Origin of the sequence: Fulvimarina pelagi HTCC2506, assembly GCF_000153705.1 — a bacterium.
GTDB lineage: Bacteria > Pseudomonadota > Alphaproteobacteria > Rhizobiales > Rhizobiaceae > Fulvimarina > Fulvimarina pelagi.
In genome coordinates this window covers 2,803,625-2,819,176 of the sequence record NZ_DS022272.1, presented here as the reverse complement: position 1 = coordinate 2,819,176, position 15,552 = coordinate 2,803,625, and the positions used below count along the sequence as shown (strand labels likewise).

Annotated in this window: 8 protein-coding genes and 1 pseudogene; 1 reads left to right on the top strand and 8 read right to left on the bottom strand. The window is 62.8% G+C overall.

Annotation, left to right across the window (positions count from 1 at the left end; genetic code table 11):
• Positions 1 to 186 precede the first annotated feature (186 nt).
• Entirely contained in the window at positions 187 to 2,682 is a 2,496-nt protein-coding gene (locus tag FP2506_RS18090; protein ID WP_007068023.1) for an autotransporter outer membrane beta-barrel domain-containing protein, read from the top strand.
• A gap of 139 nt (positions 2,683 to 2,821) precedes the next feature.
• Here FP2506_RS18090 and FP2506_RS13210 read toward each other — a convergent pair.
• The 8 genes and pseudogenes from FP2506_RS13210 to FP2506_RS13175 all read right to left on the bottom strand — a co-directional run bounded on the left by FP2506_RS13210 (position 2,822) and on the right by FP2506_RS13175 (position 15,550).
• Positions 2,822 to 3,484: pseudogene (locus tag FP2506_RS13210) on the bottom strand (SOS response-associated peptidase).
• A 111-nt stretch (positions 3,485 to 3,595) separates the two neighbouring features.
• Positions 3,596 to 6,463, bottom strand: coding sequence for a peptidoglycan-binding protein (locus FP2506_RS13205; RefSeq protein ID WP_007068020.1), 2,868 nt, complete (start codon positions 6,461 to 6,463; stop codon positions 3,596 to 3,598).
• A gap of 668 nt (positions 6,464 to 7,131) precedes the next feature.
• On the bottom strand, positions 7,132 to 7,317 hold the full coding sequence (locus FP2506_RS18980) for a hypothetical protein (RefSeq protein WP_007068018.1): 186 nt from the start codon (positions 7,315 to 7,317) through the stop codon (positions 7,132 to 7,134).
• A complete protein-coding gene (locus FP2506_RS13195; RefSeq protein WP_007068017.1) occupies positions 7,292 to 9,967 on the bottom strand; it encodes a nitrate reductase in 2,676 nt (891 codons plus the stop codon). The genes FP2506_RS18980 and FP2506_RS13195 overlap by 26 nt, the downstream gene beginning before the upstream one ends.
• A gap of 49 nt (positions 9,968 to 10,016) precedes the next feature.
• Positions 10,017 to 10,376, bottom strand: coding sequence for a nitrite reductase small subunit NirD (gene nirD, locus FP2506_RS13190; RefSeq protein ID WP_007068016.1), 360 nt, complete (start codon positions 10,374 to 10,376; stop codon positions 10,017 to 10,019).
• Between the two features lie 12 nt (positions 10,377 to 10,388).
• Positions 10,389 to 12,833: a nitrite reductase large subunit NirB gene (gene nirB, locus FP2506_RS13185; protein ID WP_007068015.1), complete on the bottom strand. Its 2,445-nt coding sequence runs from the start codon at positions 12,831 to 12,833 to the stop codon at positions 10,389 to 10,391.
• Between the two features lie 9 nt (positions 12,834 to 12,842).
• The gene (locus FP2506_RS13180) at positions 12,843 to 13,799 is read right to left on the bottom strand and encodes a GAF domain-containing protein (RefSeq protein ID WP_007068014.1); all 957 of its coding nucleotides are present in this window, start codon (positions 13,797 to 13,799) and stop codon (positions 12,843 to 12,845) included.
• Positions 13,796 to 15,550 carry an ABC transporter ATP-binding protein gene (locus FP2506_RS13175; RefSeq protein WP_007068013.1) on the bottom strand — a complete coding sequence of 585 codons (1,755 nt, stop codon included), beginning with the start codon at positions 15,548 to 15,550 and terminating at the stop codon, positions 13,796 to 13,798. The genes FP2506_RS13180 and FP2506_RS13175 overlap by 4 nt, the downstream gene beginning before the upstream one ends.
• Positions 15,551 to 15,552: the final 2 nt, after the last annotated feature.

Genomic DNA, 15,552 nt, shown 5'->3' with positions numbered 1-15,552 from the left:
GAACGCAGCTTCGTCTACGCAAGGCGATCGATGGCAGCAACATTGTTGCCCCAGGGTGACATTGCGCCTTTTCCTACGGCTGAGGACTATTCAATTTGCGGAATTTCGAGGCATTTTCTCAACCAGTAGAGTCAGTTATCGGCAGTTCGCTTGACGAGTTGGCCGATGACATAACGGGATATCGCAATGTCGCCACGTGTAACGCTTTCCACCCTCACGGCCACGCTACTCGGCGGCACGGTTCTGTCGATGCTCTGGACACCTCAGGCGCTCGCCAATTGCTCGAATTTCAATCCGGCCGATGGCGAAACGGTCATCTGCGACACGGCCCCTCCGAACCCCACGAATGCCGGCATCGATGGGGGAAATGATGTCACGGTCATTGTGCGCGACGGGGCGGTCGTCAACAGAAGCGTCGATACGATCTTCTTGCAAGATAACGCTACGATCTTTGTACGGCCGGGCGGCACCATTTCAACCACCGGAGCTGAAGCCATCGACGTCAATTTCGGGAACGTGACTGTCGGCGGGCTCGTAGAGGATACAGCTGCCTCTTCCGGGAGCAATGCGGTCGAATTCGACGGTAGTGGCGACGTATCGAGCTCCGTCCTAGTGCAGTCTGGTGGCATCATTCGCGCCAACGGTGGTCAGGCTGTCACAGTGTTTTCGCGAGGTGGCGGGACGGTCACTGTCGCGCCCGGCGGACAAATTACTTCGGCGTCGAACCACGCAATCTATTTCTTCGAAGGTGGCGGAGAGGTCATCAATGCCGGCACGATCTCCGGGAATTTCACGGGCGGAATGAGCCCGGATCCGGTCGCAATCGAATTCGACAATGCGTTTGGCCCTACTCCCACTCCCTCCCGCTTGGAGCTTCAGCCCGGCTCAGCGATCAACGGAGAGGTCATCGCACGCTCGACCGATGAAGATACCCTGGCCTTCGGCGGCAATAGCGGCGTCTTCAACTTCGATATCTCGAGCGTCGACGGAAACAACACGAATGACGGTGAACAGTATCTGCTATTTGAGAACTTCGAGAAGGTTGGCGCTGCGACGACGAACCTGACCGGCACCAACACCGAGATCACCGATTTTGCAGTCAACGGTGGCCTACTGAATGTGAATGGCTCGATGCCGAACACTGCTTTCGCGGTGAACGGCGGTGTCCTTGGCGGCGACGGCACGGTCGGTTCGTTCGTCGCCAATTCGGGCGGCACGATTGCGCCCGGCAATTCGATCGGCACCTTGAATGTTGCGGGCAACGCGACCTTCCAGTCCGGCTCGGTCTACGAGGTCGAGATCGCGGCTGATGGAACTGGCGACCAGGTCAGAGCCGATACTGCCACGATCAACGGCGGGACGGTCGATGTCGTGACGCTCGATCCCTATACGGCCTACACGGATGGTCAGCGATACACGATCGTTTCGACCGCCAACGGACGGACCGGGACTTTCGACAGCCTTCAGGACGACTCGGCCTTCCTCGACTACAACCTGCTCTACACGTCGAACGACGTCATCCTCGAACTCATTCGGGCTCTGCAGTTCCCGGACGTGGCGAGAACCTTCAATCAGCGGCAGACGGCGAACGCTCTGATGCAGCTCGACCAGACGCCCGGCTCGGCCAGCAACGGGCTCTACAACGCTCTTCTATTGCTCGATGCACCGACCGCTCGCGATGCCTTCGACCAGCTTTCGGGCGAGCCGCATGCGTCGATGAAGACGGCGCTGATCCAGGACTCGCGCTTCGTGCGCGATGCAGCGCAGGATCGGATCAACGGAGCCTTCGGCATGAATGGGGGCGGCGACATGGTCCAGCCGCTCGGCTTCGGCCCAGGCGTTCCGGTGATCGCCGGCAGTGGCGGGGCCGATGTCGAAGCGTGGACGCGGTTCTATGGCGCCTGGTCCGACGTAGACGGCGACGGCAATGCCGCGGCGGCCGACACCGACACCTCCGGCTTCTTCGTCGGCGTCGACGGCATGGTCTCCGACACGGTCAAGCTCGGCGTGCTCGGCGGCTATTCCTCGACCGATCTCGATGTCGATGCGCGCAACGCCAATGGCAGCACCGACTCCTGGCATCTCGGCCTCTATGCCGGGACGGAGCTCTACGGCCTGATCGTGAAGGGCGGGGCGGCCTATGCCTGGCACGAGATCGACATGGTCCGCTCAGTGTCTTTCCCTGGCTTCTCCGACACGCTGGTCAGCGAATACGACGCCGGGACCGGCCAGGTCTTCGGCGAGGTCTCCTACGACTTCGCACTTTCGACGGCGACGATCTCTCCGTTCGCCGGGCTGGCCTATGTTCATCATCGCACGGATCGGTTCACGGAGACCGGCGGGGCTGCGGCTCTGACTGCCAGCGGCATCGATCTCGACACCTGGTTCTCGGAGATCGGCGTAAGAGGCTCGATGCTGATCGGCACCGATCTTTCGCTGCGGGGCGAGGCCGGCTGGCGCCATGCCTTCGAGGATACGACGACGCTGGAAGCCTTCCGCTTCGCCACGAGCCCGGCCTATCTGGTGAAGGGCGTTGCGATCGACGAAGACGTAGGCTTCATCGAGGTCGGAGCGGACTACCGCCTCAACGAATGGGCGACGGTCGGGGCGGCTTACGAAGGCCAGTACGGCAGCGACACGACGTCAAACAGTGCGCGGGCGGACCTGACCTTCCGATTCTGACGGCCGACCAAATCTCAAGTCATGAATGGGCCCGGTGTCGAAGACGCCGGGCCTTTTGCATCACATAGTGAAACGGTACGTGGGGATTGAGGTGGATAGAACACGAAAGTCTTCGCTCCAGCCGAACATCAAAGTGCTACTACAGTGTTATCTCTTTATCGCTGCGCTCGCCTTTCGCCACTATGCGCAGGGTCCCGTCCGGCAAGGGTCGCTGTAGTGAGGACGCCTCATCCCATTCCGCCCGCAGCCAGGTGTCGATCTCGTCCGGCTCGGTCAGGATCACCGGCATCGCCTTCGGGTGGATCGCTCCGACTTCGGCGTTCGCATCGCAGGTGAGGAAGCCGTAGAGGTCGGCGTTCACTTCACCCTCCTTCGCCTTCCGTACGCTCGTCCAGTTCGTCCAGATGCCCGCGAAGACGGCAAGCGGCCGCTCCTCGGAGAGCGAGAACCAGACCGGCACTTTCTTCCCGTCAACGCTTTCATACTCGCTGAACGAGGTGAACGGCACGACGCAGCGATGCTCCGGCGACAGCTAGCGCCGCCAGTGCGGACTCTTGGTGTTGCGGATGTTCGTGACGCCGGGATCCGTCTTGCGGTCTTTCGTGACGAACTTCGGCGACGGCATGCCCCAGCGCATCATCGTCAGCTCGCGATCGCCGTACTCGCCGTTTCGCATCACCGGCGCTTCCATGTCCGGAAAGACGCCGGGCAGGCTCGGCAGGTTGCCCGTGCGATCAGTCATCGCCCTGGTGAACTGCCGGATCGCCGCCTGGCCCTTGGTGATCGCATAGAGATTGCACATCGTCGGGCTCGCCGCTATCCGCTGACTACTTCGCAAGAACCTCGCAACTGGCTGATGCAGTGGACTTGATCAACCGCCAATGGAACCCAAAACCGAAACCAAGTTCAGTCTTCAAAGCCTTGGCTGCTCTGCGGGCGCCGATATAGACAGCTTTCGGCCATAGTTTTCGGCGTAGGCGGCGAGATCGAAGAGTGCATACGCCAGCACCAGCCCGCGCGAGCTGCCAGCGATCTCAGCGATGACCGTTGGGCCGCAGCTCTCCCAGGCGTGAGGATCATAAACCCTACCGCCAGCGTTGGCGCCGCGAGTTGCACCGCCTAGAATGTTGATCTCGGGAAGGCAGAAGTCTCCCGGCAAGCGACCGTCCCGTTCACCCTGACCCTCCACAACCTCCATCGCCCGGGGCGCATAGCCGTGCCAGCGAACGTTCGCGTTGCACCCGCCGGTCCGAAACGCCGAACCTGCTTCCCAAGGCGCTTGGACCGCTGAACCCTGCGCGTCCGCCGGGTCAGAACCGAGGTGCGCGGTCCACAAGATAGTTTCAAGGTTTGCATCTTGAACGGCCGGATTGCCGTATTTCTCCTTCAGCTGTGCAAAGACCTCCTTTTTTGAAACTGCTCCTTGCACCTTGAGCGCTCTCGAAACGGCAACGACATGGCCGCCGCCCGGCTCGGAGGTGTGTAGGAGAAGGTGATCGTCGCCCTCGCGGTCCGTGTATGCTCGAAAGAATGCGAACGGGGCGCTTGGGTCGTAGTTGTATCCGCGGGAGCGCTCTAGATGGATCTCGCTTGCCCAGCCCACGTCTACGACCTCGCGCACGAGGCGGTCGGCGTCCGCAAAAGGCATGCCCAGCCGTATGCCGGCAAGATCGGCCCTCTGGTCGAGATCGTCTGCGGCGGCGGCGCGCTCGCGCGCCGCTGCGAGGCGCGCCGCAGCCTCGTCTGCCAGCAAGCGCGCCACCTTGCGGCTCGCCTCCACCTTCTTTTCCAACTCAACCTGTCGTGCGGCGTCCTCTTGACGCCGAAGGGCAGCAGCCGCTTGCAAGCGCGGCGCCATACCCTCGTCGAACTTAGCACCGTAAGGCGCTTCCGCCACGATGTCGCGGTCGCCATCAGCGAGAGTTAGGCTAGCCGCGACGGGCTCGACCGCAAGAACAGCTGTAGTGCCGTCCCCATCATCGGCCCTCCACATGTCGACGGCGCGTGCCTCAAGAATGGTCGTGACACCGCGGCCGTCGAGGTTGGCGTCGGCAGGCAATGAGAGCCGAAAAGCGTCGCGCACTTCGGGCAGCAAGAAGAACATCTCGAAGTCCCCTATGCCGGGGATCTGACCACGCGAGAACTGGCTCGACCGAAACAGGCGCTCGGGGGGAACGTCGAGCTGCTGCGCCGCGCGCTCGAACAACTGGGTGTTACTGGATGACATTTGCTGGAAAATGCTCGCGCCAACGGTGGTCGCGGTCGCTCGCATGTGCTCGACCGAGGCCGTTCGGATTGGAACAACGATCGTATCGGGCGGGGCCTCGGCGCGTGCGCACATCCAGGAGGCGAACCCTGCCTGACGGCTTTCATCAAGAGCGCTACCGCGGGCTATGTCCGCCACCGCTGCAGGATCGAAGAAGGGGGGCCATGCGTCTGCAAAGTCATCACCGAACCGCAACGGGTAAGCTTCGACATTAGCACGTGCGCGGGCTAGCTGCGGTATCGTCGATGCGTCGATCGAGATCAGATCGAACGCCGCAGCCAAGACATTCAGGGTGTCGGGGTGGAGGATTGGCGGCCGCGTGGGCGAAGCTGCGACCGTGGCGGCTGACGGCAAGGGTTTTGCGCCCAGCGTTCGCACCGGCTCGGTCGAGCCATCGTTCATCAGGTGCACGTTCCTAACATCCACGTCGAACGAGAGCCTGTGCGTCCCGCGCGATGCTTCGGTCTCGCGCAAAGCCGTCAGGTCGACCTCAACCGCTAAAACGGCTCCGGACATTCCTACTGTGCCGCCTGACGTAAGCGCCTTGCGGAAAAAACGGGCTTCGGACTCAGGCACCCTGATGAAAGAGGGAAGCCGGTCGATCGGTAGCTTTGCTTCGGCGATGATGCGGGTTTGGCCGGCGCTCCATTCCACCGCGCCGTACCCGCCCACGCTGAGGTAGATGTTCTCGCACCCACGTCGCGACTGCTCTATCGAGAACCCGGATCGGTCGAAGTCGTACTTGTCCAACTGCAGCGGGCAAATCACCAGCGCTGACAAGGGCAGCTTTAAAGAAGCTGCCGCCAACTCCTGGACGCCGCGGTCCCTCATGGCCTCCTGCAAGTCGCGGCGATCGAACTCGTCAATGCTTTCGCTCCAACGCACGTCTTGCCAGGTTTGCTGGTCTTTCCAACTCTTCAGAGGTTCGGCATCGAACCCCCGTTCGCGCAGCAGGCTGCTGCGGGCTCGCGATGGCACCAGCGCGAGGGCAGCCAGAGCGAACTCATCGTCTGAAAGCAGTTCCGGCCTTTTGGCGACGACGTAGCGAAGCACATGCTCCGTCAGCTGACGCATTTGATCCTGCGTCGGAACCGGCTGATTGCGATCGTCGCGAAACCTTCCGCCTCCGGAGATTATCTGTTGGCCTCTCCAGAACGGACCAGACAGCACTAACGGCTGTACAGGATCATACTCACCGGTCGAGGCTTCGCTCGTAGCAGATTCCGCACTCTCACCGGACGTGGCTGCTTGGGTTTTCTCCGTGATGTGAGAAAGAAGCACACGATCGAGTTGGCCCGTGTTCGCAAGCCCATTCTCGGTTTGATAGCGCGAAACGCCGGCCAGCGTTCGGGACCCAGCGATGCCGTCAAATGATCCGACGTCATACCCCAGCGCGTTGAGCCGGTCTTGAACGAGCGCAATGTCCGCACGAGTTAAAGGTCGGTCCGCCAGCGCAAGATGCGGCTCAGTGTGGTGCGCCCGGTCCTCCGCCGGATTGCCGGCGAGGGGCGACACAGCGAGGTAACGAGTCGAGATCCAGCCGCGATCCGACGTGCGCTGGTGTTTCCCGCGGTCGCAAGCGGTGCCAACAGCTTTGTAGCCGCAGCGACGTTGCCGCCATCAAGACGATAGCCCGCAAGCTTAATACGAGCGGCCTCCGATCCGGGTACGGAAGCGAGCTCGATATGGCGACGATGGCCGGCCTTGTCCCCTGAGACGCAAAGTCTTGCAGTGAAACCGCTATAATCTCCCCCGAATTTCGCCAAATGGGACGACGTTTACCAGTCCAAAATTCTTGCTTCTTTTAAACTACTCCATACGTCGCAGGGGGAACATTTAGACGATGTCGCCGCGATCGCGTTAATCCTAAGATATGCACTACGCCGTTCGACTGCATAATGTCAGCCTGAGTGACGACAGCGCTACCGCCGTTCTTATCGATGATGACAAATTTAGTCTTATCCATCGTCAGCATTAGTGTCCCAACCCCGACCGTTGGAACGCCCGTGGCTCGGCCATGGTCTCGAAATCGCCCACGCGATCGCCGGCTTCATGCCTTCGAAGATGTCCATCGACCAAGGCCGGTCGTGACGCGTGATCGAACCGGACGCTGGCGGACTTGCCAGAAGCGCGCTCATTTCCGGATCGAGGTCTTCCGCTGGAACGTACAGATCGACCGAGGCTCAGGCTGCAGCCAGCAATTCGGCCTTCCAGGCTGCCCCCGCTCCGCCGCCGGTGATGACGACCCGCTTGCCCTTGAGATCGAAGAACACCGGGAGCGTCGCGAGCGCACCCATGCGCCGAGACCGCTTCGGCGTTTCGAGGCCCTGCTCGGCACCAACTTCAACCGGGAACTTTGACACGGACATTCTCGATGATCCCCTTGATCTCGCTTCGGCACGAGCCGCAATTGGAGCCGGCATTGAGCGCCTTGCCGACCGCCTCGACGCTCACCGCTTCCCCCGACACGACGAGAGCCGAAATCTGGTTTACGCCGACCGCGAAGCAGGAGCAGACGATCGGTCCGGGGTCCGGCCGGTCCGCCGGACCGCGGCCTGCGAGAAGCTCGGCTCGGCTCCCGACTGCGCCATCAGTCAGACCGAGCTGCGCGACCGCCCAGTTGCGCGAAACGGCGACCGGCTGTGGCGAGAGATAGAGCGCACCCAGCAACTTTTCCGCGAAGAACACTGCGAAACGCTCGGTACCGGCGCGTGCATCGCGGTAGCCGACGATATCGGCCTCCGGTTCTCCGAAGAGCGCGAGCGCGAAGGCTTTCGCATCGCCCAACGGATTGGCCCCCGCGAGTTCGAGCCGCCAGCCGCCCTCGGTCCGAGCAGTGGCCGTATAAGCCGCGTGCCGCCCGATCGCATCGAGATCAGGGCGAGAGGTCAAAATTGCAAATCCATGCCAGGCCGCCTCGAAACGCTTGACGGTGGCGGCAGTCGATTTCAGTGCGGGCTGGCCCGACGCCCGATCGGTCGCGCTATGGGCCACCGCTCCAATGCGCGCGGAGGGCGCATAGCGGGATGTCCAATGCATCGCCACGAAGACGTTGCCCGGTCGCTGGCGATCGGTGATGAGCGCCCGCACCACGGCACTGCCCTGGGGCGAGGCGACCTCCACGAGGTCCGCCGCGGCAATCCCCAGCCGTTCGGCGTCCGCGGGATGGATCTCGGCGAAGGGCTCGGCGATGTGCGCCGAAAGCCGCGCCGAGAGCCCCGTTCGCGTCATGGTGTGCCAGTGATCGCGCACTCTACCGGTGTTGAGAGTGAAGTCAGCGGTCTCCTCCGGCTTCGGCGGTTTGACGGCGACGAAGCGCGCGCGTCTATCCCCGTGATAGAAGCCGCCTTTGGCGAAGAAGCGGGTCTCCCTTGCGACGCGTCCGGCCGGCAGTGGCCACTGCACCGGCGCCATCAAGTCGTATTCGGCTTCCGAAAGCCCGGCCAGACCACCGATGTCGAAGTCTCGCGCGCCATCGTTCTCGACACCTGAGAGCCGGGCGTGCTCGTCGAAGACCTCCGACGCCGAGCGATAGTCGAATCCGGCAAAGCCCATGCGCCTCGCGACGTCGGCAAAGATCGTCCAATCGGGCCGCGCCTCGCCGGGCAACGGCAGGAAAGGACGCTGCCGCGAGATGCGGCGCTCGGAATTCGTCACCGTGCCGTTCTTCTCGCCCCAGGCGGCGGCAGGCAACAGCACGTCTGCGAAGGGCGTCGTGTCGGTCTCGGCGATGACGTCGGAGACGACGACGAACGGGCAGGCTTCGAGCGCGCGCTTCACTGCATCTGCGTCCGGCATCGAGACGACAGGATTGGTGCCGGCAATCCAAAGCGCCTTGATCTTGCCGTCCGCCGCCGCCTCGAAGAGCTCGACAGCCTTGAAGCCGGACTTTTCGGCAATCCGCGGCGCGTTCCAGAACGACTTGACCCGCGCCCGATCCTCGGCGTTTCCAAGTTCCATATGCGCGGCGAGCATGTTGGAGAGCCCGCCGACCTCCCGCCCGCCCATGGCATTGGGCTGGCCGGTCACCGAGAACGGCCCCATGCCGGGACGACCGATGCGACCGGTTGCCAGATGGCAGTTGATGATCGCGTTCACCTTGTCGGTACCGCTCGCGGACTGATTCACGCCCTGACTGTAGACCGTGACGACCTTCTTGTTGCGCTTGAAGAGTTCGTAGAAAGCGCGAATTTCCTCCGGACCCAGCCCCGTGCGCTCGCTCACATGGCGGAGTCGCATCGAGCGCGACTCGCGCATAGCATCCACGAAGCCTTCCGTGTGCTGGCCGATATAATCGCAGTCGATTGCACCATTTTCGGCGAGCGCATTGAGGAGGCCAGAGAACAGCGCGACATCCCCATCGGCGCGGATCGCAAGGTGCATGTCAGCGATCTCGCAGGTGGCGGTCCGCCTCGGATCGATCACGACGATCGACATCTCGGGTCGTTCTGCCTTGGCGGCGGCGATGCGTTGGAAGATCACCGGATGGCACCAGGCGAGGTTCGACCCGGTGAGGACAACGAGATCGGCTTTTTCGAGATCCTCGTAGGTACCCGGCACCGTATCGGAACCGAAGGCGCGCTTGTGGCCGGCGACCGACGAGGCCATGCAGAGCCGCGAATTGGTGTCGATATTGGCCGAGCCGATGAAGCCCTTCATCAGCTTGTTCGCGACGTAATAGTCTTCCGTCAGAAGCTGGCCGGAAAGGTAAAACGCGACCGAGTCTGGGCCGTGCTCTTCGATTGCCGCCGTGAACCTGGATGCGACCAGATCGAGCGCGTTCTCCCAATCGGCACGCGCTCCGCCAATCATCGGATGAAGTACACGCTCTTCGAGGCCGAGCGTCTCACCGAGCGCCGACCCCTTGGAGCAGAGCCGACCATAGTTCGCTGGATGGTTCGGATCGCCTGAGATCTTGACCAGTCCGTTCCCCTCTGGGGTCGCAAGCACGCCGCAGCCAACGCCGCAATAGGCGCACGTGGTTCTGACCGTCCGGCCGATCTCGTTGGCGTGCTTCATCGGGTCGTCCTTCGGAACGCTGTTATCGCCTCATCGGGACGCCACCGACTTACGCTGCCCGCACTGCGTTCGCAGCCGCCGCGAGATCCTCGCCGCTCAGCTGGATCTCGCCGTCTTGAATCCGGGTTCGGAACGTGCGGACCGTGCCCTCGTCGGGCCCTTGGGTTTCGCCGGTCGTCAGCGAGATCACCATGTTGTGGAGCGGGCAGGTCACGCAGCCATCGTGGACGATGCCCTGGCTGAGCGGCCCGCCCTTATGCGGGCATTTGTCCTCAATTGCGAAGACCTCGTCGCCGGCAGTACGGAAGAGGCCGATCGTCATGTACCCGGCCTCAATCCGGCGCGCACCAAGCTGCGGGATATCCTCGATGCGCCCGATGCCGATCCAGGGTCTGTCGATCATGGTCATCTCGGAGAATCCTTACTCGGCGGCTTGGGCGAATTCGAGTTCCGCCATCGGCTGGAACTCGTGCTTGTCCTTGCCGGAGACGCGCTCCGACCATGGATCGATCTGGGCGAATTTCTGGGAGAACACGAAGCGCTCGTAATAGGCTCGCCGCGCCGCGTGATCCTTCATGATCTGGCGGCGGATCTCGTCGAGGCCGATGCGCTTGGCCCATTTGTAGATGCGCTCGAGGTAATGACCCTGCTCGCGATACATTTGCGCCAAGGCCACGACATGCTCGAGAACCTCGTCGTCGGTATCCACGTGGCCGAGGATCTCGGTGCCCTTGATGTCGAGACCGGCGGCACCGGCGAAATGAATGTCGAAGCCGGAATCGACGCAGATGATTCCGATATCCTTGCAAGTCGCCTCGGCGCAATTGCGCGGGCAGCCCGAGACCGCCATCTTCAGCTTTGCCGGCGTCCATGAGCCCCACATGAACTTCTCGATGCGGATGCCGAGGCCGGTCGAATCCTGCGTGCCGAAGCGGCACCAGTCGGTGCCAACGCAGGTCTTCACCGTTCTGAGACCCTTGGCGTAGGCCTGGCCGGAGACGAAGCCCGCCTGGCCGAGATCGGCCCAGACGGCGGGCAGGTCTTCCTTCCTGATGCCGAGCATGTCGATCCGCTGGCCACCCGTGACCTTCACCGTCGGGATCTCGAACTTGTCGACCACGTCGGCGATCGCGCGCAGTTCCTTCGACGACGTGACGCCGCCCCACATGCGCGGGACCACCGAATAGGTGCCGTCCTTCTGGATGTTGGCGTGGACACGCTCGTTGATGAAGCGGGACTGGTAGTCGTCGGCATATTCGTCCGGCCAGTCGGCGACGAGATAGTAGTTCAGCGCCGGGCGGCATTTCGCGCAGCCGTTCGGCGTCGACCACTGAAGCTCCTGCTGGACCTCCGGGATCGACTTCAGCTCCTTCGCCTTGATCAGGCGGCGGACGTCGTCGTGGCTGAGCGCCGTGCAGCCGCACATGGGCTTGACCGCGTTCGGATCGAACGCATCGCCCAGCGTCAGGCTCATCAGCTGTTCGACGAGACCGGTGCAGGTGCCGCAGGAGGACGACGCCTTGGTGTGGGCGCGCACCTCGTCGAGCGAGGTGAGGCCCTTGGCCGTGATCGCGCCCGTAATCTTTACCTTGCAAACGCCGTTGCAGCCGCAGATTTCCGCATCATCCGGCAAGGCTGCAACGGCCGCCATAGGGTCCAGGGGGGACCCTCCCTGATAGGCGGGCCCGAAAATCAGCGTGTCACGCATCTCCGCGATCGGCGTCTTGTCGCGGATGAGATCGAAGAACCAGTTGGAATCCGACGTGTCGCCATACATGACCGCGCCGATCAGCCGGTCGTTCTCGATGACGAGACGCTTGTAGATGCCGAGCGCCGGATCGCGCAGGACGACGTCCTCGCGGATCTCGCCTTCCGCGAAATCGCCTGCGGAGAAGAGATCGCACCCGGTGACCTTGAGCTTGGTCGACAGCTCCTTGACGACGAAGGCGTCGTTCTCGCCGAGCAGGCTCTTCGCCAGCACCTTCGCCTGCTCGTAGAGCGGCGCGACGAGGCCGAACAGCGTGCCGTTGTATTCGACGCACTCGCCGACGGCGTAGATATCGGGGTCCGACGTCTGCATCTGTGCGTTGACGGCGATCGCGCGGTTCACCGCGAGACCGGCTTGCTTCGCGATCTCGACCGACGGGCGGATGCCGACGGCCATGACGACGAGATCGGCTTTCAGCACGGTGCCGTCGGCGAGTTCGACGCCCTCGACCTTGTCGGTACCGAGGATCTTCTGGGTCGAGGCCTTCGTCATCACCTCGATGCCCCGCTTTTCAAGATCCTTGCGCAGGAGGAAGCCCGCCGCCTCGTCGAGCTGGCGCTCCATCAGGTGCCCGGAGAGATGGAGGACTGTGACCTCCATCCCACGCAGCCTGAGACCAGCTGCCGCCTCCAGCCCGAGCAGCCCGCCGCCGATGACGATCGCACGAGCCTCGCGATCGCCGGACACCTCGATCATCGTGTTCGTATCGTCGAGATCGCGATAGGCGATGACGCCAGGCAAATCACGGCCCTCGACTGGCACGATGAAGGGCGAAGATCCAGTGGCGATGATTAGCTTGTCGTAGGCTAGTTCGCCGTTTTTGCCGGTCACGATCTTCCTCTCGCGATCGATCGAAACGACCTTCTCACCGAACCGGCAAGTTACATGATTGCCCGCGTACCAGGCATCGTCATGGGTGACGATTTCCTCAAAACTCTTTTCGCCAGAGAGCACCGGCGAGAGCATGATGCGGTTATAGTTGCCGCGGGGCTCTGCGTTGAACAGCGTGACCTCGTAGGCGCTCGGGTCGGTCTCGAATAGGGTTTCGAGGACCCGGCCCGATGCCATGCCGGCACCGATGACGACCAGTTTCTGCATCAAAATTCCTCAATAGTACCAAGCGACGACATGGCTGACCGCCGTGTCGCGGTAGAGCGGCAGCGCCACCATGGCGGGGTAGCCGGCGCTCGGCGCGGCGGTGTCGTGTTTGACAAGCGGAATTCCCGAACCGAGCACCTGGCCGATCGGACCCTGCCAAGCGTCGACCGTCTTTTCCTTCTCATCGTCCCAGAGCGGTCCGTCGCGCTGACAAATTCCATCCGTGAGCAGCGCATCCTTCGCGCCGTCCGGACCAGCTCCGCGCGCTTTCCAGAGTTCGAAGCGCCGTGCGATCGGCGTGCCGCGCGCCGAAAGCAGCGTCATCACGAAGGTCTTGCCGCCAGGAACGGCGATCGGCAGGCCTAGGCCGGTGGTGAGGCCCGCCTGACCGGCACTTTCGGCGCGGATGAAGCGGTATCCGGCGCCGAGATCGCGCATCAGCATCGGGGCGCTTGCCGCCCAGACGCCGCCGGGTAGACCTTGTCCGCGCGGGAAATGGGTATGCTTGGAGACCCATTCGAACTGCTTGGCGGCCCCATAATAACCGTCGTCGAGCATCAGGAGGCCGTTTTCCTCGCTCCAGACCTCGATCGCGCCGGTGCGCACCTCGTCGTCGGCACAGAGGACGACGAGAACGGCCTTCAGCTTGGCGCCGGCGAAGATCGGCACGGCGACGGCGCTGGTGAGACCGGCCGCCCTGGCGGCATCAGTGCGCAGGAAATACGAGCCGTCGAAGCCCTTGAGAACTACAGGACGGGTTTCAGACCAAGCCTTGCCCGGCAGGCCCTCGCCCTTGGCGAAGCTTTGCTTTTCCGACGCAGACTGGAAGGCTTCGAGGGCTCCGTAGTTACCGGACGACCAGACCAACCGGTCGCCTTCGGGCACCCAGACCTCCGCGACCTCCACGAAGGTCCGCTCAGCGGTCTCGGTTGAAGCGACGTCGTTAATGAAAAGAGCGTGGCTCATGCCGCCTCCTTCTCGTTTTCCGTGGCCTCGGCCGGTTCCGCTTCGGCCTTCTCCTCCGGATGGGCACCGCCCTCGTATTCTTCGAGGAAGCTCAGGAGCTGCTGACGGTAGAGGTAGTAGTCGGGGTGCTCGAGCAGGTCCTTTCGGGTGCGCGGACGCGGCAGGTCGACCTTCATGATCTTGCCGATCTTGGCGTTCGGTCCGTTGGTCATCATCACCACCCGGTCGCCGAGAAGGATCGCCTCGTCGACGTCATGGGTTACGCAGACCGCCGTCACCTGGGTGCGCTTCCAGACGTCCATGAGGACGTCCTGAAGATCCCAGCGCGTGAGAGAGTCGAGCATGCCGAAGGGCTCGTCGAGGAGGAGGAGCTTCGGCGAGAGCGCGAATGCGCGAGCGATACCGACCCGCTGCTTCATGCCGTTCGACAGGTCGACGGCCTTGCGGTGCATCGCATCGCCGAGGCCCACCCGGTGAAGATAGTGCTCGACAACATCCTTGCGCTCGGCAGGGCTCGCACCCGGATAGACGCGGTCGACACCGAGGGCGACGTTCTCGCGTGCGGTCAGCCAAGGCATCAGTGAGGGAGCCTGAAAGACGACGGCGCGATCCGGCCCCGCCGCGTCGACCTCGCGACCATTGAGCACGATGCCGCCCGTCGTTATGTCGGTGAGGCCCGCCGCCATGGAGAGGACCGTTGACTTACCGCAGCCCGAATGGCCGATGAGCGTGATGAACTCTCCCTTCTCCATCTGGAGATCGAAGCCGTCGACGACCGTCAACGGACCCTTCGGCGTCGGATAGACTTTGCGCACCTCGAAAAACTCGACGAAGCGCTTCTCGATCGGCGAATGGGACGCCCGCTTGTAAGCCTCCGGTAGGTCCGGAGCCTGGCGCTTCTTCTTGCCCGCGAGATCGACCGGAATGACGTTCGGGAGCGAAACCGCGTCGCCCGCTTCGTCCTGAGCGCTCTTGCCCTTTTCCATCAGATAGTTCGTCACCTCGCGCCGCAGGCGCTTGAAGGTGTCATCGGAATTCATGGCCGTGCGATCGCGCGGGCGGGCGAGATCAACGGCGAAAGAGGGTCCGAGCGTCGCATTCGGGCCGGGATCGAGCGGGATGATCCGGTCGGCGAGGAGGATCGCCTCGTCCACATCGTTAGTGATGAGAATGATCGTCTTCTTCTCGACCTGGCTGATTGCCGCGAACTCGTCCTGGAGTTTCGCGCGGGTCAGGGCATCGAGTGCCGAGAGCGGCTCGTCGAGGAGAAGGACCTCGGGCTGCATGGCAAGCGCCCGCGCCACCGAGACGCGCTGGCGCATGCCGCCCGACAGCTCTGCCGGCTTGCGATCGACGGCATGGGAGAGGCCGACCATCTCGATATACTTGTCGGTTCGCGCCTTGCGGTTTTCCTTCGATTCTTTCGAAAAGACCGAGTCGACCGCGAGCGCCACGTTCCCGCGCACCGAGAGCCACGGCATCAGCGAATAGGACTGGAAGACGAGGCCACGTTCGGGACCCGGGCCTTCCACCGGCTTGCCTTTCATGAGGACTTCGCCGGTGTTCGGCTGGATCAGCCCTGCAAGCAGCGACATGAGCGTCGTCTTGCCGGAACCGGAGAAGCCAACGATCGCGACGAACTCGCCTTCTTCCACGTTGAGATTGACGTCCTTCAGGATGTCGGCGCGGGTCTCGCTCTCGCCATAGGTCTTCGAGACGTTCGTGAGTTCGATGATGGGCGTATCGCTCATGA